We start from the raw sequence: 20,346 nt of genomic DNA on the forward strand, positions 1-20,346 counted from the left end.
CAAGTTAGTCGTAGACGTAAAAACCGCGCCCCGATTTTTTACCGAGCCAACCAGCGCTCACGTATTTACGTAGCAGTGGGCACGGGCGATATTTACTGTCGCCAAAACCGTCGTGTAAAATCTCCATAATGTATAGGCATGTATCTAGTCCGATAAAATCAGCTAATTGCAATGGCCCCATCGGATGATTCATGCCGAGCTTCATGACGCTGTCGACGTCTTCTGGTTTAGCGACACCTTCAAACACGGTATAAATCGCTTCATTAATCATCGGCATAAGGACACGATTCGAAATAAAACCTGGGTAATCATTGACTTCCACGGCTGTTTTACCGAGTTTTTCAGTCGCTTCTTGAATCGTTTGAAAAGACGCGTCACTCGTTTGAATCGCGCGAATGACTTCGACGAGCTTCATGACGGGAACCGGATTCATGAAGTGCATGCCAATCACTTGTTCAGGACGATTCGTGACAGCTGCGATATCTGTAATCGGAAGCGATGACGTGTTCGTCGCTAAAATCGCATGCTCTGGCGTGATTTCGTCAAGTTTTTGAAAAACGCTTGTTTTCACATCCATATTCTCAACGACCGCTTCAATGACGAGATCGCGGTCGCTCGCCTCGTTAAGGTTTGTTGTCGTTGTTAGGTTGTTTAACGCTTGATTCTTATCGTCTTCGGTCATGCGCCCTTTTTCGATTTGACGATCGAGCCGTTTTTCGATGCCTTGATATCCTTTTGTCAGCGAATCTTCTGCAATATCGTTTAATTTTACATCGAAGCCGGCTTGGGCGAATACTTGGGCAATGCCCGCCCCCATTTGGCCTGCTCCGATCACCATTACGTTTTGAACTGCCATGTTGAATGGGCCTCCTTTATTGTTTCGGTACTTCAATTAATAACGCGTCACCTTGGCCGCCACCTGAACAAATCGAGGCGATACCTAAGCCGCCTCCGCGACGTTTCAACTCATAAGCAAGTGTCAAAATAATACGCGCACCACTCGCACCGATTGGGTGGCCGAGAGCAACGGCGCCTCCGTTAACGTTTACTTTTTCCGGATCAAGTCCTGCAATGTCACTGCTTGCAAGGGATACAGCGGCAAACGCCTCATTGACTTCAAACAAGTCGATGTCATCTTTTGAATAACCTGTTTTCTCAAGTAGATTGTTAATAACAATACCTGGCGTTTCCGGGAAACGATCAGCTTCAACAGCGACCTCTTCATGACCTAAAATCGTCGCAAGTGGGGTCTGCCCGTTTTCTTTCGCTTTGTCTTCTGACATCATAACCATCGACGCGGCTCCGTCATTAACACCTGGTGCGTTTCCGGCGGTAATTGTGCCGTCTTTATCGAAAGCCGGTTTTAATTTTGATAAACCGTCTGCTGTTGTCCCTTCGCGTGGCGCTTCGTCTTCCGATACGTGAAGCGGGTCTTTTTTGCGTTGCGGGACTTCGACAGTGACGATTTCTTCTGCTAATTTACCGTCTTTCGTTGCTTGAATAGCACGTTCGTGACTGCGAGCCGCCCATTCGTCTTGTTGTTCGCGAGATAAGTTGAATTTGTCTGCGGTTCTGTTACCGTAGCTTCCCATATGAACATTTTCAAAGGAGCATGTTAAACCGTCATGCACCATCATGTCTTTCACTTGGTGATCTCCCATACGTAAGCCCCAACGTGCATTCGGCATGAAATATGGCGCTTGGCTCATACTTTCCATACCACCTGCTACGACGACGTCTTCTTCACCAAGGCGAATGAGCATATCACCCATGGCGACACTGCGCATACCTGATGCACACACTTTATTAATCGTTTCTGTTTTCGTTCCCCATGGTAAGCCAGCTTCGCGCAGAGCTTGGCGCGATGGCAGCTGTCCTTGTCCACCTTGTAAGACGCTACCCATAATCACTTCTTGCACATCGTCAGGTGCGACATTAGCGCGATTAAGTGCTTCTTTAATCGCGATTCCTCCGAGTTTGGCTGTTGTTAATGGTGCTAATGCGCCACCAAATTTCCCGAACGGTGTACGCGCACCTGCTACAATGACTGTTTTTGTCATGCTTTCCCCTCCTAAATAATCGTTATGTAATCGCTATCATTTATTATAACATAGATTGATTGAGCGTTCGTTCAATTTAGACTGATTTTTTTAATTTTTCTGCTAAACATTAGTTTTTAAATAAATCCCTTCAGTTATTTAAAAACTCCCACAACTTATCTCAAAACTCACTTCATTTATCTCATAAATGAAGTGAGTTATTTAAAAAGTTGGAGAGCAGCCATTTAAGAAGACATAGAAAAACGCCGAGGACGGATCCTCGGCGTTTCATTTAAGTTATTATTCAGCTGTCACTGGTTCTTCTTGCGTGACGCCTACTTCATGCCATTCTAAAGCATACGTTGAGATGTCGTAGTTTACAACACGCTCGTTAGCTGGGTAAATAGCAGAACGGTAAAGTGTAGGGATTACTGGAATATCTTCTACCATTAGTTCTTGCCAATCGCTGTAAACTTCTTGACGGTACTCAATGTCAAATGCTTTTTGTGACAGTCCTTTTTCTAGAAGCTCATCGTTTTCTTCGCTCGCATAACGAGGGAAGTTAAAGATTGCTTCGCGTCCGTAAAGACCTGATGGGTCAACGTCAGAACCAACACTCCAAGCACCTTGGTAAATGTCGATAGCTGGATCGTCTTCACCAGATTGACCGACACGATCGTAGAACTGGTTAAACTCTAGTAAACGACCGTCTACTAAGGAAACATCTAAACCAGCTTTGTCCCACTGTTGCATGTAGTAGTTTGCAAGTGGTTCAGCCGTTTCGCCACCAGACATTGATGCGAAGTTAATTGATAACTCGTCACCGTTTGGTTTTTCACGGTAACCGTCACCATTCGTATCTTCATAACCTGCTTCGTCTAAAATCTGGTTCGCTTTTTCAAGGTCGTACGTTGGTGTTTCGATTGAATCGTCGTGGTATGTTGGATGCCACGGTGTGATTAATGTCGTCGCGTTCCAACGTAAACCATTGTAGAAACGCTCACCAACCGCATTGTTATCAATCGCATACCACATTGCACGGCGTAGCTCTACGTCACCCATCTTCATTTCGTCTGGCTTGTAGTTCACTTCGCCTTCTTCAGCGTTCCAATCACCTAGTTTGAAGCCGATGTACGTGTAAGCACCATCAACATCACCTAACCACTCAACGTTTTCCATGTCAGAGTTAGACGGGAACTGAGCAGCAGGGAATGAGTCAACTAAGTCAACGCCTCCTGTTTCAAGTTCTTGCGCGACAACGTTCGGGTTCACAACTTTAACCGTTACGCTGTCTAGGTTCGGTTCGCCTTCCCAATAATCTTCGTTCTTCGTTAGTTCAACAGATTCACCTGGAACGATTGAATCAACTTTGAACGGACCGAAACCGATTGGGTTTTGACGTACGGCATCACTTTCTGCCATATCTGCTACTGGAATATCTTCAAAAATGTGTTTCGGAAGTGCGTAAGTCCAAATACCACCTGATAATAGAGATGGTGTTAGACGCTCATAGTTAATTGTGAATGATTTTTCGTCATGGATTTCAATACCAGAAATCTCATCCGCTTCACCATTGTGATACGCTTCCATACCTTCGATCATTGTGAAACCAACTGTACCATAACGTACGCCCGTGTATTCAGGGTGACCGATTACTTCGTACGCATGTACCCAGTCTTCAGCTGTTACCGGCTCACCATCATGCCAGTTAACGCCATCACGAATTGTGAAAGTGATTGAACCTTCGTCGCGGTTAGCTTCGAACGTTGCTGCACCTTCTTGGTTATAGTTATGGCTCGGGTCCATACCTAGCAAAGACTCGTCAATAAACTGTAAAATCATCGCATCAGGGTTACCTGAATAGAAGTTATAGTTTAGTGTACCTTCAAACACTGTGTCCGACACTAAACCGTAGTTTAAGTGACCGCCATCAATCGGTTCACCATCGTTCGATGTGACAGTGTCGAAGTTTTCGATATCAAAAATCTGCTGATCCGAATTACCTTCTGAATCAGAACCTTCAGAGTCAGAGCCCTCGGAGTCACTGTCGCCTCCGCCGTCTCCTTCACTACCTTCATTTTCTTCTGTTCCTTCGCCGTCAGAATCGCCTTCTGAGCCGCCTTCACTTGTGTCATCGCCGCCACCACATGCTGCGAGAACAAGGAACAGAGCGAGCATTAGGACAAAGAGTGATTTGCCCATAAATGATTTGCTCATGTAAATTACCTCCCCTTTTTTCTTAAATAGTTTGCCAGATTGTTCTGACATAAATTTATACTAATCGCCGCCCCGCAATCCGAGGCGGTCGACTGTATCAAGATTAAGATGCGCGGCGTTGTCTTGCGTCAGCCGCACGCTTTAACGCTTCACCTACGTTACGCACAGCAAGCATTAACACTAAAATTAAAATAGCTGCTGGTACCCAAATCCACCAACGCTCTTCTAACGTCGTCGGATTTGTTGCGTAACTTAACAATGTTCCAAGACTTGGTGTGTCTTGCGGGAAACCGAACCCTAAGAATGATAAACCTGATTCGATTCCGATGTTCGCTGCCAAGTTTAATGTCATCGTCACGACGATTAAGGACATTATATTAGGCAGAACTTCTTTGAAAATAATCTTTGTATGCGATGATCCTAACGTCCTCGATGCTTGGACATAATCAAGTTCTTTCTCTTGCAATGCCCTCGAACGTATTAACCTCGCAATACCCATCCACAAGAATGCGGACATAACAATCGAGAATGTTAATACACTATATTTCGGTACAATCGTAACGAATACGATAATAATCATAATGTTCGGTAATACCATGAAGAAGTCGACGATACGCATCATGATGTTATCTACTTGTCCACCAAAATACCCCGATACGACGCCGAAGATAATGCCAAAGATACCCGACATTAAGGTAACTAATAAACCAACTGATAAAGAGTTACGCGTGCCAATAATTAACTGGCCGAATATATCGCGTCCACCTTGGTCTGTTCCTAAAATAAACTGTTCACCTGGTGGTAAGTAAATCGCAAACGGATCGACGCGTACAATCTCTTCTTTATCTAACAATACCGATACGCCGAAAACGGCTATCGTTGTTATCACTAGAAAGACTAATGACAGTAATGCTAATTTATCTCGTAAGACTTCCTTCCAGAATATCTTCATCCCTGAAGGACTTTTTTCAACTTTTTGATCCATGACTTTTTCTGTTTGTTCGTTACTCACTCGTTTCACCCCCTGCAGCTCTCTTATTTAATCCGGATTCGTGGATCGACAATACTTAAGATGATATCGGATAGTAGCGCACCGAGAATTGCAGCTAATCCGAACAGCAATACGACTGCTGTTACAACTGGAAAATCACGTAGTAGAATAGATTGGATGAACAAGTTACCCATACCTGGATAACTATAAATCCGTTCTACGAATATCGACCCCGTAATGAGCATCGTAATCTCATAACCGAAGAAAGCTGCAATTGGTAGCACCGAGTTACGGAAAATGTGTCGGTTATAGACACGCGATTCCGGCGCTCCTTTTGCGCGTGCTGTGACAATGAAATCTTTTTGTTTCGTATCAATAATTTCACTACGTAAATATTGGACGGTACCAACAACACCAATTAAGGCAATCGATAAAGCTGGTAGCAATAAGTGATTCAACTTACTCAGTATATATTCAAGCGAGCCAGGATCTAAGCCTGATGCAACTGAACCGCCTGTTGGGAACCACCCGAAATGGAAACCGAACACCCATAAGGTCACTAAGGCGAAAATGAAAATCGGTGTTGCAAACCCTAAATATGTGTAACCCGTAATGATTTGGTCAATTAAACGGTCATTCCAACGACCACTGACGATACCAAGCGGGAGTCCAATTGCATAAATAAAGATAACGGATAATAACGATAACCAGAATGTATTGACAACACGTTCCCAAACTAAGTCAGACACCGGTCTGTGATATTGTGTTGATGTCCCTAAATCACCTTTAGACAGATTTCCGACCCAGTCAGCGTACTGTATGTACCACGGATCATTTAACCCTAGACGTTCACGTTGTTCTTCAATCGCTTCTGGCGAAATGTTCGGGTCAATTTGTCCCGTGAATGCGTCCCCTGGCATGAACGATGCCATGACGAACACGAGTAAACTTAATAATACAAGTTGCGGCATTGTAATGAGTAGTCTTCGTACGATAAATTTCCACATTTTTCGATCAACCTCTTTCCGGTAAAGCTACTTTGTGTGTGTCTGTAATATGCTTGAGGTTAAACGCCAAGCCTTCATCGTCAAAGTAGTCATAAAATGATTGCTGATACTCTTCTTTGACTTGAGCACGATACGATTGGTGTTTTTGCCGATTTCTCGGATCAACGTCTGGAATTGCCGCGACCAGTCGTTTCGTATAAATATGTTGTGGGTTGTTGAAGATTTCTTCAGTTAACCCTTCCTCAACCAATCGTCCTTGATACATAATCCCGATACGATCGCACATATGTTTAATAACCCCTAAGTCGTGTGCGATGAAGAATAATGTTAAGTCCAATTCTTCTTGAATATCTTGTAAGAAGTTCAACACTTGCGCTTGAACGGACACGTCTAAGGCCGAAACTGGCTCATCCGCAATAATTAACTTCGGATTTAACGCAATCGCACGAGCGACCCCGATACGTTGACGTTGTCCACCTGAGAATTCGTGTGGATATTTGTATAAACTGTCAGCACTGATGCCCACTCGCTGGAGCAATTCTCTTACCTTTTTAAGCTCTTCATCTTTTGACAGTTTTTCATAATTGCGAAAAGGCTCTGCGACAATGTCAGCGACACGTTTTCTCGGGTTCAAACTGGAATAAGGATCTTGGAAAATCATTTGAATATCTTTACGAACATCGATTTTCTTGCCTTTTTCTGCGTTTAAATGACCGTCTTCAAAATAAATGTCACCAGACGTGATGTTGTTAAGCCCCATCACAGCTTTACCTGTTGTCGTTTTACCAGAACCTGACTCGCCGACTAAACCGTATGTTTCACCTTGCTTGACTTCAAACGAAACACCGTCGACGGCTTTCACGTTATCGACAACTCGATTTAAAATTCCGCCACGAATCGGAAAGTGAATCTTCAAATCATCAACCTTCAGTAACGCCATTAGCTTGCTCCTCCTTGTTCTCATCTGGGAAGTAAAAATGTTGATAGCATGTACAACGAACAAAGTGATTATCGCTCACTTCATGCAATTCTGGATGGTCCTCATGCACGGAATCATCCATCCACGGAATCCGTTCTTTAAAACGACACCCTTCACGCGGTAAGTTTTTCAGTGATGGTACAATGCCTTGAATGACGTGCAAACGATCTTGTGCATATTCCGTCGCTGGAATCGAACTTAAAAGCGAGCGCGTATATGGGTGTTGTGGGTTGACGAAAATCGATTCGACATCAGCCTCTTCAACAATTTGACCTGCATACATGACTGCGACACGGTCAGCCATTTCAGCGACAACACCTAAGTCGTGCGTAATCAAAATAACACCTGAATTTAAGTCATCTTTTAATTCGCGAATTAAATCGAGAATTTGCGCTTGAATCGTCACGTCTAAGGCTGTTGTTGGTTCGTCTGCTATAAGTAACTTTGGCTGGTTCGCAATGGCGATCGCAATAATCACACGTTGACGCATACCACCAGACAGCTCATGCGGGAATTGTTCGACGACACGATCAGGTCTCGGAATTCCGACACGCCCTAGCAATTCAGCCGCATATTCACGTCGTTTTGATTTTGACATGTTCTTATTATGTAATAAGAGAACTTCTCCGATTTGATCGCCAATTTCCATTAGCGGGTTTAATGCTGTTAATGGATCTTGGAAAATCATGGACATATCTTTACCACGAATTTTATTTAGCTTTGATGGTGGTAAGTTCGCGATATCATTGCCTTGGAATAATATTTCGCCTTCGATTTTCCCACGGCTATGTAACCCCATAATCGAAAAGGCCGTAGCACTTTTCCCGGAACCTGATTCGCCCACAATCGCTAACACTTCGTTTTCGTGAACCGTTAATGTGACATCGTCAACAGCAGCGTAATACTGCTCGTCTATTTGGAACGATGTCGATAAATTTTTAATCTCTAATAATTCATGACTCAACCCAATCACCCTTGATCTTTTTTTTCGTGCTGATTTTATTAATTATAAATTCTGAAAATTCGCTTGAAAATTTTTTGACTGTGTTTTCTATTTTCCTACAATTTTGTCTATTAAAAATTTTGATAACTGTTATTGTAGATAATGTCACAGAAAATTGCAATACCTTTTTTGCAAATTTTCTAAATATATGATTTATTATTATTTTGCACTATTTTCTGAAATCTTATTGCCTTATTTTATCACGGTTTGTGAATTTATCAAGACGAAATTTCGGGAAAAATTACTAAATTACTATAATAATTTTGGTAACTTTTGTCGAATGAATGTTTATTCATTTATATGTATAAAAATAGCCTGCCACAAAGTCTGATTAAGCAAAGTAACACCCGAAAGATTTTAATAAAATACATCGTTCGGGTGTTTTACTTGAATGACGCTTCATCAAAACGCTTCGCTTTCCGCGGGCACGGCTCAAGCCAGGCAACATCATCGAGTAAGCTACCTTGCAACTTGCACCGAGGAAGCCTGCTACGAAGCACTGCTAGAAGACGCAGGTGCATCTCTCGGGGTCTTGAGACTCGTGCTGTACCCGCAGGAGTCTACGCACTTTGATTCCGCTTCATAAGTGCTTGACTCTTTTGATTCTAACAAATTGGTCTTTTGCACAATTAAATATTCTTATTTCTCAGCCTCCATCAGTTAAGCTGGTTGTTCGATTTTCGCTTCTTCGCCAAAGATCGAGCGTTCTAATACTTCAGCGACGTCTTGTGTTGTCACTTCTTCATCGACTTCTTTCGCTTTCGTACCGTCCGATAACATCGTTAAACAGAACGGACACCCACTGGAGATTGTATTCGGATTGACGTCTAATGCTTGTTCAGTACGAGCGACGTTAATACGGTTACCTGATGTTTCTTCCATCCACATCATACCGCCACCAGCACCACAACACATGCCGTTTTCTTTGTTACGTTCAATTTCGACATATTCAACGCCTGGAATCGACTGTAAGATGTCTCGCGGCGGATTGTAAACTTCATTATAACGTCCTAAATAACATGAATCGTGGAAGGTAATCTTCTCGTTCACCGCTTCTTTCGGCTCGAGGCGACCTTCTTGGATTAACTCCGCCAACAATTCAGTATGGTGGTACACTTCCGCTTCAAACCCAAAATCTGGGTACTCATTTTTGAAAATATTATAAGCGTGCGGATCGATGGTTACGATCTTCTTAATATCATTCTTCTCGAATTCTTTAATATTTTTTTCAGCTAACTCTTGGAATAAGAATTCGTTACCCATACGACGTGGCGTATCACCTGAGTTACGCTCTTTATTACCTAAAATCGCGAATTTAACGCCTGCTTTGTTCATCAAGCGAGCGAATGCCATCGCAATCTTTTGGCTACGGTTGTCGTAAGAGCCCATTGAACTAACCCAGAATAAATATTCAAATTCTTCGCCTTCTTTTTCCAATTCCTTAACGGTTGGAACGTGTAACGTCTCATCTTCATCTCGCCAATTTTCGCGGTCCTTCTTCGATAAGCCCCACGGATTACCTTGACGCTCAATGTTTGTCATCGCTCGTTGCGCCTCGGGGTCCATTTTACCTTCTGTCATGACGAGATAACGACGCAGGTCAATAATCGTATCGACGTGTTGGTTCATCACAGGACAAGCGTCTTCACAGTTACGGCATGTCGTACACGCCCAAAGCTCTTCTTCTGTAATGACATCACCAATTAAGTCTTGATTGACAACTTGTTCTGCTAATGAACTGTTCGGGTCAGCGGCTTGATTACCAGCTGTTCCAGCGAAAGCATACGACGGTACCCACGGTGTGTTACCTGTGACAGCCGCCCCTTTCTCGGTTAAGTGGTCACGAATCTTCACTAAAATATCCATTGGCGATAACATTTTACCTGTACCTGATGATGGACAGACATTCGTACAACGTCCACATTCAACACACGCGTACAGGTCTAACAGTTGTAAATCGCTTAAATCTTCTACTTTACCGACACCAAATGTCGGCTCTTCTTCAGACTCTTCCATTTCGTCCATATCAAAATTAATCGGCTGTAATTTGCCGTGATTTTTGTCCCGGTTGAAATAGACGTTTGCAGGGCCAGCCAGTAAGTGTGCGTGCTTCGACTGCGGGACGTACACTAAAAAGGCGAGTAATGCAATTAAGTGAATCCACCACATAACATAGAACAACGTGGCAGCAACGGTTGGACTTACCCACGCAAAAGCAGCAGCAATAACCGAAGCGACTGGTTCAGTCCATGTTAATTCATGGCCGTGCCAAATCATGCCGAATCCATTACCAGCAAGCACTGATACCATTAACGTCCCGATAAAAATTAACACTAAACCTGCTTTAAAGCCTCGTTTCAAACGAACGAGCTTCTCAATATAACGGCGATAAAACGCCCATACGACAGCGACTAAAATCGTTAACGTGACGAGTTCTTGGAAAAAGACGAAGCCAGGATACAAAATACCAAACGGTAAATGCGACCCAGGGTTCAACCCTTTCCATATGTAATCAATCGCCCCGAATTGAACGAGTAAAAAGCCGTAAAACATCATAACGTGAATCGCGCCAGATTTCGCGTCTTTTAATAATTTCTTTTGACCAAACACATAAACGCCGATATCTTTCAACCGGTCTTTCACATCGTGATCGAATTCTGATTTTCGCCCTAACTTAATGTATGCAATCCGCGTCCGAACAACTTGCACAAACAGGAACAACGCATACACCGTAATTGCAGCAAATGCAATCCAATTCACCCATAACAATGCTTCCATGTGTCTCCCCCCTAGTAGTTTTACGTGTGACCGCTTTCATACCTTTCATTTTAACACGAACACGTCAGAATTGAACAAGTTTTCTTATAACTTTATTATACACTGAATGAGCATTCAGTCAATGGCTTTTTGTATATTTGACGGGACTCAAACGGAAACTATCTGAGAAGGAGGGCTCGTCATGTGGGCGCTAATCATAATTGCTATCATGATTCTTATTGCGATTGTACGACCGGACCAAAAACCATACCACCAACCGTCACCTTATCCGCCAACTGACGCCAACGTGACGTTTTTTAGTAATGGCCACGATTTATTTCGACACTATATAGAAACATTACAGTCGGCAAATAAATGGATTTTAGTACAATTTTTTATCATTAAGGACGATACGTTTAGCGATGAAGTGTTGTCGGTTTTACGGGATAAAGCAACTTCAGGCGTTTCTGTTTATTTATTAGTTGATTTTATCGGAGCGAGGGCTATTTCGAAATCGAACCTGGAAGCATTAGACCACGCCGGTTTCCACGTTATCTTTAGCAATCGTTTTCGCTTACGTCGCCCTTTTTCATCTTTAAACCGACGTAACCATCGAAAAATATCCGTCATTGATGGCGATACAGGTTTTCTCGGTGGATTTAACATTGGCGACCAATACGTGAATCAAGGCGGCAAGTTCGCGAATTGGCGCGACTATCATTTGCAATTAACCGGATCGATTGTGGACCATTTGACGACACAGTTTTGCTCAGATTGGTTTGATAACACAGGAGAATCATTATCATTTTCCAAGCTGAACAAGCGACGAGGCCTTTCACAAGTACAACTAATTCCTTCAGCTAATGGATTATTAGAAGACACGTTTATAAGGTGGATACAGCAAGCCGAACACACGATTCAAATTGGCACGCCCTATTTCATCCCAAGCAAGCGCCTCATGAACGTCCTGGTCGATAAAATGCAATCAGGTGTTCACGTTACGATTTTATACCCACACGACTCCGACCATCCACTCGTTAAAGAAGCATCTGCACCGTATTTAAAACAGATCGCGACATATGGCGGTAGCGTCTATTTATTTTATAACGGTTTTTATCATGCGAAGTTATTCATGATGGATGATCAATTCATCGATATCGGCACGGCGAATTTCGATCGGCGTAGCCTTTTTGTCAATGACGAGGTCAAGCTTGTAACGAAAGACCTTCGTGTTGTGAATCAGATTAAACATGAATTCCAACGTGACGTCGACGCTTCGATTAACTTGTATGACGATTGGTTTAAAACACCGAATGCTTTCATGTTTCGTTTAAAACAACTCATCGCCCGTCTATTGCGACCATTTCTTTAAAATATGCTATGAATAATTATACGGTTTTTTGTCATGACGTTGTCGGATACGGCGATTTTTGGACATGATACGGCGAAATCGAGCGGTTATACGGCGACATTTTTGATCGATACGGCGATTTTCATTCATTATACGGCGAAATCCACGTCACATACGGCGAAACACAAAAAATCCCGATGAACGAAATTGCTCATCGGGATAACGGGTTACATTTTTTCAGGTGCATGAACACCAATTAAGGCTAGGGCATCTTGAATAACGGTACGTGTTGCTTGCATGAGGGCAATACGCGCTTGTGTTAATGCTAATTGATCTTGGTCGATCACTTTTTCAGCGTTGTAGAAACTGTGTAAGTCTGACGCCAAGTCAAACACATATTGCGGGATGCGATGCGGCATTTGCTTCGTCGCTGCTTCACTAATGACTTGTGGATAGTCGCCTAACCGCTTCAATAGATCGATTTCTTTTTCAGCTGTTAATAATGACAAATCAGGTTGCTCACTCGTAGCGATCCCTTTCTCCTCCGCTTGACGCAACATACTACAAATACGCGCGTGCGCATATTGCACGTAGTAAACGGGGTTGTCGTTCGACTCTGAACGCGCGAGGTCCATGTCGAAATCAAGGTGAGCATCATTCGAACGCATAATAAAGAAATAGCGCGTCGCATCTAAACCGACTTCTTCGATTAATTCTTTCATCGTGACTGCTTTACCAGTCCGTTTACTCATCTTCACTTTTTCGCCGTTTTCGAACAAGTTAACCATTTGTGTAATTTTAATATCGAGTAAGTCGTCATAACCTAACGCGGCAATCGCTGCTTTCATCCGAGTCACATAACCGTGGTGGTCAGCACCCCAAATATTAATTAAACGATCAAAACCGCGACTGATTTTGTCCTGGTGATACGCAATATCGGGCGTTAAATACGTATAATTGCCGTCATTTTTGATCAAAACACGATCTTTGTCATCGCCAAAATCGGTTGAGCGGAACCAAACTGCTCCTTCCGATTCATAAACATAGCCCTTTTCTTTTAAGGACTCAACGGCTGCATGCACTTTATCATCTGTATAAAGGGAACGTTCAGAAAACCATGAATCAAATGGCACGCGGAACGTTTCGAGATCATGTTTGATTTGGTCAAGTAAATGGTTCAAGCCATGCTCGCGAAACGCTTCTAAACGCCCAGCTTCGTTCATATCTAAAAAGGAACGTCCGTGCTCCTCAGCGAGGTCATTCGCTAAATCAATAATATCTTGCCCGCGATACCCTTCGTCTGGCATCGTTTTCTCTTCGCCTAACGCTTGTGCATAACGGACATCGATCGATTGCGCTAATAAATCAATCTGGTTACCGGCATCATTAATGTAATATTCACGTTCAACATCATATCCTGCTTTCTCCATCACATTCGCTAACGCGTCACCATAAGCCGCGCCGCGAGCATGCCCGAGGTGTAACGTACCAGTTGGGTTAGCCGAAACGAACTCAATTTGGACACGCTCGCCTTGACCATCATTCGTCTGGCCGTACTCGTCACCTTGATCAAATATCGTCGTGACGACATCTGTTAAGTAAGACGTATCCATGAAAAAGTTGATAAACCCAGGCCCTGCGATCTCAACCGACTTCACGGATGCCGCTTCTGTGTCGAGCTGATCAACGATATCTTGAGCAATATCGCGCGGTGGTTTTTTCGCAACGCGCGCCAGTTGCATCGCCATATTCGTCGCATAATCACCATGGCTTTTTTCTTTCGGCGTTTCTAAAATGACTTCTGGCATCTCGTCACGACCAGCTAATTCTGCTTTTATGACAGCTTGTTCGATCGATTGTTTTAACTGACTTTCGACTTGTTCTACTACGTTCACGTCAAGCATCCTCCTCTTGAAAATCTATTTGCAACACGTGCTCTCTTGGTTCATCATCATTAAGCGCGACTTCATACTCTAGACGAATTTTACCTGATCGGTTTTCCGTTCCTTTCATATATTCCATTCGATTAGTGTTCGTTTCCATCCGAAAATGGCCATAAGGATGACGATAAACTGTTTCAGTACGTTGGCCAATGCGAAAAACTTGATGCATTTTGACGACGCCTTCTCGTTTTAACGTAATTTTGTCGTCGGTAATGATCACCGTGTTTTTCACTGTGCCGACATCTTCCATCTCTTCGTCATATTTCAATAAATGAAGACCCCCACGTTGTACATAAGAGCCTTTCTCTTCACGACGTATCGACTCGTTTTCGCCGTTTGGATCTTTAATATCCGTATCAATTGTAATATCAACGGTTAACGCTTTATTAGTCAATCTTTTCCGACCTTTCTTTAAAACATAACTCTTCAAGACTATATTATAACGAATTATGACGCAAAAGAGAAGTGAAGAATCATAAGTGTTTAAAGGCCCTTGTGCTCGCGCATACTAGATGTTGAGAGGATGTGTCAGCATGCTAGTTTGGATGAAACGCTTATTTTGGTTAATCGTTGTTAGTCTATTTTTTGCCGTAGGTGCGACGTGCAGTGTGTTAATCATGCTTTGGCTACAAGGCCCTCCTAATGTGCAATTAGATGAAAACACGGTGATCTTTAGCCAACATCATACAGTGTTGGCAGAGCACCACGGCATTGAAAGTCGCTATGCCGTTGAACTAGAAGACGTATCCCAACACGTGCGCGACGCATTTATTGCCGCTGAGGATCATCATTTTTATAACCATGCCGGTTTTAACCCGAAACGAATCGCTGGCGCCGCCTATCAAAATATAGTCGCGCAAGAGAGAGCTCAAGGGGCAAGTACGATCACACAACAGCTTGCGCGCAATTTATTTTTATCACATGACAAAACATGGAACCGCAAAATTAAAGAGCTTCTCATCGCACTTAGGTTAGAAATGTTTTGGTCGAAAGATACGATTTTAACGAGTTATTTAAATACGATTTACTTCGGCCATGGCCAATACGGGATTGAGTCGGCGAGCCGTTTTTATTTCGATAAACATGCGGACGAGTTAAAGGTGAGTGAAGCGGCCCTGTTAGCTGCGATTCCTAAAGGGCCAGCCGTTTATTCACCGATTGATCATCAAGACCGGGCGAAAGAACGTCAGACGTGGATTTTGCAGCAAATGAAACAACTTGACGTTATTGATGACGACACGTATGCACAGGCGTCAGATGAACCGATTCGACTCGTCACCCAAGCAAGTACCGAGCGTGAGACTGGGCAATATGCAGTTCAATTCGCGCTTGAGGAAGCGGCGTCTATTCTCGGGCTATCGCCTGAACAAGTAACGGCATCGGGTTATCAAATCCATACAACGATAGATGAAACAGCGCAAAACCTGTTAGAAGAAAAGACTTTAGACCATTTTCCTGAGGAAGATCCATTACAAATTGGCGCGATGACACTTAACCATGAATCAGGCGCTATCGTCGCTATGCAAGGGGGGCGAGATTTTACTGACTCGCGGTATAATCGAGCTGTACAGGCTGAACGTATGACGGGCTCCACGTTTAAAGCATTTTTGTATTATGCAGCACTCGTTTACGGGTTTACACCGTCAACGACACTCGAAAGCACAGCCACACAGTTTCCGTTAGCAAACGGTGACGTCTATCAACCAGCCAATGTTAGTGACGTCTATGCTGATCGTCCTGTGACGTTAGCTCAAGCTTTAGCGGTGTCGGATAATATTTACGCGGTGAAAACGAATCAAATGATCGGGCCTGAAAACTTGGCCGAAGCAGCTGATGTATTCGGAATAGACGTTGAGGTTGAACCTGGCTTAGCGTTGGCCTTAGGAACAGAGTCCGCTTCCGTTTATGAAATGACTCGCGCTTACGGCTTGTTAGCAAATCGCGGGCAATCAGTGGACCCTTATATTATTGATAAAATCGAAAATCGTGATGGCGATGTCGTTTATGAACACGAACCCTCGCAACAAGAAACTGTATTGGATGAACGATACGCCTTCGTGCTGACGCATTTATTAACCGGCATGTTTGATGAACGACTAAGTGATTATTTACGGGTGACAGGGGCGCCGATCAGCCACCAGCTTAATCAAGCTTACGCTGGTAAATCGGGAACGACCGATTTCGATGCGTGGATGGTTGGCTATAGCCCTCATTACACGACAGCCGTTTGGACAGGGTATGACGATAACCAAGCGTTGTCAACACGATCAGAATCTCAAGCTGCGAAGACCATTTGGGCCGATTATATGCACGAATTGCACGCTAACTTACCAGTGAGACCCTTCACTGTTCCGCACGGGGTCAATGGCGTTGACGTCGATCCTAATTCAGGGCGTTTAGCGAGCGATGCTTGTAGCGAACGAGCACGTACGATGTATTTTATCGAGGGCACCGAACCGACAACCTATTGCGAAGACGCATCATAGTTTTGAAATAATTCGCTTTATTTTTGAAATAACTTTAGCCAATTTTGAAATAAAACCACGAAGTTATGAGATAAGTGCGCGCACTTATCTCATAACTCTAAAAAAAGATAAAAAAAGCAGGCTAGTCGATTAATCGACTAACCTGCTTTTTTGTCCTAATAAACATGTTTCATGCCCATGTTTAATTCTATTGTACAAAGAAATTAGCTTTTGCACAATCACGAGATACATTGTTCATAAATCAGTCAAAATTTATGCGAGCACTTGTTTCAATTCATCAGATGCTAAATCCCAATATTGCTCGTTAAAATCTTTCAAGAAATCGCGTAGCAAGGCTTTCGAATGATCATCCATATGCTCTAATATAATGCGACCTTTAAGCGATTTATCCATACGATTCACGTGCTCTGCTAAAATTTTATAGCCACGGCGCGCTTCACGATCAACTTCTAAATAACACGCAGCCACACCATGATAATATGGCCCTTCTTCTTTCTGCTCAACTGTCACCCAGACAATCCAATACGGTTTGCCATTCGGGACTTCCTCTTTATCAGCGACGAATTTAATCCGCTTTTCCACTTCACTACGTGCATGCATCGCACCCATATCAACCCACACGTGGTCCTCGTTCGGGTCAACAATAAGCGGTGACATATTTTCCAAACTGAAAGCACCACCGCCACTATAACCTGGGTGGCCATCAATTGGATCATCTTTCATTATCGTAAATTGATTACTTTTCTTCTGTTCATTTTGTTCCTCTGACATATGTCGCACCTCCTCACATCATTCACTTCCATTTTGCCACATTATTCAAACGTTTAAAAGCAAAGGCTATGCAAACAAATTACCGATCCAACTAAATAATCGGCCGAACCAACTCCAAAAACCGCCTTCGTTTTTATCGATGTCAAAATTTGAATCTAAATAATCTAGAACATCATCTGTATAAGCTAGTTGTTTCACATCTTCACGGTTAAAAAAATCCCACAACTCATTGGCAACGGTTTGGTCGAGTTGATTGGTTAATTCTGCTTTTTCGTCTTCATCTTCTGCAAAAACGGCATCAAATGTGTAAGATAAATACGGCATTTCGAGTTTATCGTATTCGTCAGACACAGGGTACCAAAGATTGCCGACCGCGAGACGATATTCTTCTTCAGTCGTTTCAGCTTGTATTGCAAATGGGTTTATCGCTAACGAGACGATCGCCACGATTAACATGATATGAATCTTTTTCATCGCTTAACTCCTCTGTCAATTATTCTTCTATTATCATAAATTAATTTGTATTTGTTTAAAAGTGATTTAATCTCTAAACAGAAAATGCTCCCACAACAATGTGAGAGCATCTTACTATACAACAATCTTCGTCACAGCATAGGCAACGAGCGCCCAACCGACTAAAAAGGCTAGGCCTCCGATTGGCGTAATCATACCGAAAATCTTCGCACCTGATAACGAATAGATGTACAAACTACCTGAGAAGATCACGATGCCGATTAAGAAAAACCAACCAGCTGTTTGGAACAACGTGATATCTGTCTTAAGTGCTAAGACTGCTGCTATTAAAATCGCTGTCGTATGAAACATTTGATATTGAACCGCTTTTTCCCACGTATCTAACATCTTCGCACTCAAGCGACTTTCTAAACCGTGCGCGCCAAATGCACCTAATGCGACGGTAATAAAACCACTAATCGCACCGATCATTAAGAGTAACTTCATCTGTATTTCGCTCCTTTAAAAATCGAAAATCGATTCACCGTTTGCATCGTCTTCATGCCACGTGTTTTGTGGTTTGTTAGACGGCTTTTCGATTCCCATCATTTTAGCTTCTAATGCCGAAATGTCTTGCTTTGGCTCCGCCTCTTGCTCCTTAGTAGAAGCAATCGGTTTTGACTCTACCATCGGCGGTTCAGACTCATCAGCCAAAACAACATCCGCTAATGACCTGATAGCATACATTTTAGCACGCAAATCTGCCTCATTAGAAGTCGCATCAACAGATTGTAATTCTTTTTTCATTTTTTCGATTATATTTTGATAAGAAACAGACATTGTCATCACCATTCCTTATTATAGCATATCTATTAGATGCCTAATAAGGATGTCACCATAATAATTAATAAGACAACTGGAGCTACAAAGCGAATAATGATTAACCAAATGTTTTGTAAGAGCGGTGATTCAATTTCACTAAACTGAATCGCTTTATCACGCGTTAAATACCAACCGACGAAAAACGCCATGAGTAGTCCGCCTAATGGCAAAATAATATTCGCGGTTAAGTTATCCATCATGTCTAAAATATTATTACCATTCACTTGAATATGGCTCCAAATGCCAAACCCAAGCGACGCCGCAATACCGAAAACAAAAATAATCGAACCGGCGATCGCTGTCGCTGCTTTACGCGTTAAGCCAAGTGTACGATGGATGTACGCGACTGGCAGTTCGAGAAGCGATAACGCAGACGATAAAGCTGCCATGACAAGTAACACGAAGAAAACAACGCCGATTAATCCACCTGCAGGCATGCTCTCAAAAATGCTCGGTAAAATAATAAACACGAGTGGTGGGCCTGATGTCGGTTCTACGCCAAAACTAAACACAGCCGTAAAGACCATCACACCAGCAATTACAGCAAATAATGTGTCCATTAACCCGACACCCACGGTTGCTGCTGGTAGTTTATCTTTTTCTTTCAAATAACTACTGTAAGTTAACATCCCGCAAATACCGATACTTAACGAGAAAAACGCCTGACCTAACGCCATTAAATACACGTTCGGATCAGCTAACTTCGACCAATCTGGTGTGAATAAAAAGGCTAAACCTTCACCTGCACCGTCTAACGTCATTCCATAACCAGCCATGAAGATCATTAAGATCGCTAAGCCTGGCATCAGAATATTGTTCGCGCGTTCGATACCCGATCCAATACCGCGCATCACGATCACCATTGTTACAATTAAAAACAACGCTTGCCAAAATAATGGTGCAAGCGGATTCGTAATCCACGCATCAAACGCAGCGCCAAAGCCACCGTCAGGCTCAGTCCAAAAAGCTCCTGTTACATATTGATACAAATAAAAAATCGACCAACCGGCAACAACACTGTAAAAACTTAATATTAAAATACCACCAATGACACCCATAATGCCGGTTAAATGCCACTTCGTATTCGGAGCAAGCTTTTTAAAGGAACCAACAGCATCCATTTTACCTGCTTTACCAATACTAAATTCCGTTAATAGCAACGGAACACCGATTAAAAAGACAAAGGCTAAATATACTAATAAAAACGTTGCACCGCCACTTTCACCTGCCACGTATGGAAAGCGCCAAATATTACCTAACCCTACTGCCGATCCCATTGCCGCAAGCATAAAACCGAGGCGCGTTTTCCATTGATCTTGGCCGATGCCACTTTGCTGACTCATCTTGGTCACTCCTTTGTTATGATCATTCTATCATGCTTCATTTCTAACATAATTGCTTATTTTATCACCTCACCCCTTTTGCATGTCAATGCTTTAAACTAATAAAATAAACCTTATAAAATAT

At 42.9% G+C, this 20,346-nt stretch carries 17 protein-coding genes; 2 read left to right on the plus strand and 15 right to left on the minus strand.

Features of this window, described 5'->3' with window-relative positions; all coding sequences use genetic code 11:
- Positions 1-4: 4 nt before the first annotated feature.
- From ABID56_RS11325 to ABID56_RS11360, 8 genes are all read right to left on the minus strand, one after another.
- Positions 5-856: a 3-hydroxybutyryl-CoA dehydrogenase gene (locus tag ABID56_RS11325; protein WP_354221266.1), complete on the minus strand. Its 852-nt coding sequence runs from the start codon at positions 854-856 to the stop codon at positions 5-7.
- A 16-nt stretch (positions 857-872) separates the two neighbouring features.
- Positions 873-2,060, minus strand: coding sequence for an acetyl-CoA C-acetyltransferase (locus ABID56_RS11330; RefSeq protein WP_354221268.1), 1,188 nt, complete (start codon positions 2,058-2,060; stop codon positions 873-875).
- 279 nt (positions 2,061-2,339) lie between these two features.
- A complete protein-coding gene (gene opp4A / locus ABID56_RS11335) occupies positions 2,340-4,256 on the minus strand; it encodes an oligopeptide ABC transporter substrate-binding protein (RefSeq protein WP_354221270.1) in 1,917 nt (638 codons plus the stop codon).
- Positions 4,257-4,359: 103 nt separating this feature from the next.
- Positions 4,360-5,241, minus strand: coding sequence for an ABC transporter permease (locus ABID56_RS11340; protein WP_354221351.1), 882 nt, complete (start codon positions 5,239-5,241; stop codon positions 4,360-4,362).
- A 50-nt stretch (positions 5,242-5,291) separates the two neighbouring features.
- A complete protein-coding gene (gene opp4B, locus ABID56_RS11345; protein WP_354221272.1) occupies positions 5,292-6,254 on the minus strand; it encodes an oligopeptide ABC transporter permease in 963 nt (320 codons plus the stop codon).
- A 7-nt stretch (positions 6,255-6,261) separates the two neighbouring features.
- Positions 6,262-7,194, minus strand: a complete 933-nt coding sequence (locus ABID56_RS11350; protein ID WP_354221274.1) for an ABC transporter ATP-binding protein — start codon at positions 7,192-7,194, stop codon at positions 6,262-6,264.
- Complete coding sequence (locus ABID56_RS11355; RefSeq protein WP_354221276.1) at positions 7,175-8,197, minus strand: ABC transporter ATP-binding protein; 1,023 nt, start codon at positions 8,195-8,197, stop codon at positions 7,175-7,177. The genes ABID56_RS11350 and ABID56_RS11355 overlap by 20 nt, the downstream gene beginning before the upstream one ends.
- Before the next feature lie 699 nt (positions 8,198-8,896).
- Complete coding sequence (locus ABID56_RS11360; protein ID WP_354221278.1) at positions 8,897-11,014, minus strand: (Fe-S)-binding protein; 2,118 nt, start codon at positions 11,012-11,014, stop codon at positions 8,897-8,899.
- Positions 11,015-11,195: 181 nt separating this feature from the next.
- On the opposite strand from ABID56_RS11360, the gene ABID56_RS11365 reads away from it, so the two are divergent.
- On the plus strand, positions 11,196-12,365 hold the full coding sequence (locus tag ABID56_RS11365) for a phospholipase D-like domain-containing protein (protein ID WP_354221280.1): 1,170 nt from the start codon (positions 11,196-11,198) through the stop codon (positions 12,363-12,365).
- 206 nt (positions 12,366-12,571) lie between these two features.
- Here the strand turns inward: ABID56_RS11365 and argS are convergent, their stop codons facing one another.
- Positions 12,572-14,239 carry an arginine--tRNA ligase gene (gene argS / locus ABID56_RS11370; protein WP_354221282.1) on the minus strand — a complete coding sequence of 556 codons (1,668 nt, stop codon included), beginning with the start codon at positions 14,237-14,239 and terminating at the stop codon, positions 12,572-12,574.
- Position 14,240: 1 nt separating this feature from the next.
- Entirely contained in the window at positions 14,241-14,681 is a 441-nt protein-coding gene (locus tag ABID56_RS11375; RefSeq protein WP_354221284.1) for a YwiB family protein, read from the minus strand.
- Positions 14,682-14,820: 139 nt separating this feature from the next.
- Between ABID56_RS11375 and ABID56_RS11380 the strand changes: the two genes are divergently transcribed.
- The gene (locus ABID56_RS11380) at positions 14,821-16,773 is read left to right on the plus strand and encodes a transglycosylase domain-containing protein (RefSeq protein WP_354221286.1); all 1,953 of its coding nucleotides are present in this window, start codon (positions 14,821-14,823) and stop codon (positions 16,771-16,773) included.
- A 252-nt stretch (positions 16,774-17,025) separates the two neighbouring features.
- Here ABID56_RS11380 and ABID56_RS11385 read toward each other — a convergent pair whose 3' ends face one another.
- From ABID56_RS11385 to ABID56_RS11405, 5 genes are all read right to left on the minus strand, one after another.
- Positions 17,026-17,544 carry a YwhD family protein gene (locus ABID56_RS11385; RefSeq protein ID WP_354221288.1) on the minus strand — a complete coding sequence of 173 codons (519 nt, stop codon included), beginning with the start codon at positions 17,542-17,544 and terminating at the stop codon, positions 17,026-17,028.
- A gap of 66 nt (positions 17,545-17,610) precedes the next feature.
- On the minus strand, positions 17,611-18,018 hold the full coding sequence (locus ABID56_RS11390; protein ID WP_354221290.1) for a hypothetical protein: 408 nt from the start codon (positions 18,016-18,018) through the stop codon (positions 17,611-17,613).
- A 114-nt stretch (positions 18,019-18,132) separates the two neighbouring features.
- A complete protein-coding gene (locus ABID56_RS11395; RefSeq protein WP_354221292.1) occupies positions 18,133-18,504 on the minus strand; it encodes a DUF423 domain-containing protein in 372 nt (123 codons plus the stop codon).
- A 15-nt stretch (positions 18,505-18,519) separates the two neighbouring features.
- Positions 18,520-18,837: a YwdI family protein gene (locus tag ABID56_RS11400; protein ID WP_354221294.1), complete on the minus strand. Its 318-nt coding sequence runs from the start codon at positions 18,835-18,837 to the stop codon at positions 18,520-18,522.
- A gap of 32 nt (positions 18,838-18,869) precedes the next feature.
- A complete protein-coding gene (locus tag ABID56_RS11405; RefSeq protein WP_354221296.1) occupies positions 18,870-20,222 on the minus strand; it encodes a sodium-dependent transporter in 1,353 nt (450 codons plus the stop codon).
- Between the last annotated feature and the right edge of the window lie 124 nt (positions 20,223-20,346).

The organism is Alkalibacillus flavidus (assembly GCF_040545925.1).
Lineage (GTDB): Bacteria > Bacillota > Bacilli > Bacillales > Alkalibacillaceae > Alkalibacillus > Alkalibacillus flavidus.

Excerpts from the sequence above, each read along its gene's own strand:
- ABID56_RS11380 (WP_354221286.1), top strand. The coding sequence starts at position 14,821 with ATGCTAGTTTGGATGAAACGCTTATTTTGGTTAATCGTTGTTAGTCTA.
- ABID56_RS11360 (WP_354221278.1), bottom strand. The coding sequence starts at position 11,014 with ATGGAAGCATTGTTATGGGTGAATTGGATTGCATTTGCTGCAATTACG.
- opp4A (WP_354221270.1), bottom strand. The coding sequence starts at position 4,256 with ATGAGCAAATCATTTATGGGCAAATCACTCTTTGTCCTAATGCTCGCT.
- ABID56_RS11330 (WP_354221268.1), bottom strand. The coding sequence starts at position 2,060 with ATGACAAAAACAGTCATTGTAGCAGGTGCGCGTACACCGTTCGGGAAA.
- ABID56_RS11395 (WP_354221292.1), bottom strand. The coding sequence starts at position 18,504 with ATGAAGTTACTCTTAATGATCGGTGCGATTAGTGGTTTTATTACCGTC.
- ABID56_RS11325 (WP_354221266.1), bottom strand. The coding sequence starts at position 856 with ATGGCAGTTCAAAACGTAATGGTGATCGGAGCAGGCCAAATGGGGGCG.
- ABID56_RS11405 (WP_354221296.1), bottom strand. The coding sequence starts at position 20,222 with ATGAGTCAGCAAAGTGGCATCGGCCAAGATCAATGGAAAACGCGCCTC.
- ABID56_RS11400 (WP_354221294.1), bottom strand. The coding sequence starts at position 18,837 with ATGTCTGTTTCTTATCAAAATATAATCGAAAAAATGAAAAAAGAATTA.
- ABID56_RS11350 (WP_354221274.1), bottom strand. The coding sequence starts at position 7,194 with ATGGCGTTACTGAAGGTTGATGATTTGAAGATTCACTTTCCGATTCGT.
- ABID56_RS11340 (WP_354221351.1), bottom strand. The coding sequence starts at position 5,241 with ATGGATCAAAAAGTTGAAAAAAGTCCTTCAGGGATGAAGATATTCTGG.
- ABID56_RS11390 (WP_354221290.1), bottom strand. The coding sequence starts at position 18,018 with ATGAAAAAGATTCATATCATGTTAATCGTGGCGATCGTCTCGTTAGCG.
- opp4B (WP_354221272.1), bottom strand. The coding sequence starts at position 6,254 with ATGTGGAAATTTATCGTACGAAGACTACTCATTACAATGCCGCAACTT.
- ABID56_RS11385 (WP_354221288.1), bottom strand. The coding sequence starts at position 17,544 with ATGTCAGAGGAACAAAATGAACAGAAGAAAAGTAATCAATTTACGATA.
- ABID56_RS11365 (WP_354221280.1), top strand. The coding sequence starts at position 11,196 with ATGTGGGCGCTAATCATAATTGCTATCATGATTCTTATTGCGATTGTA.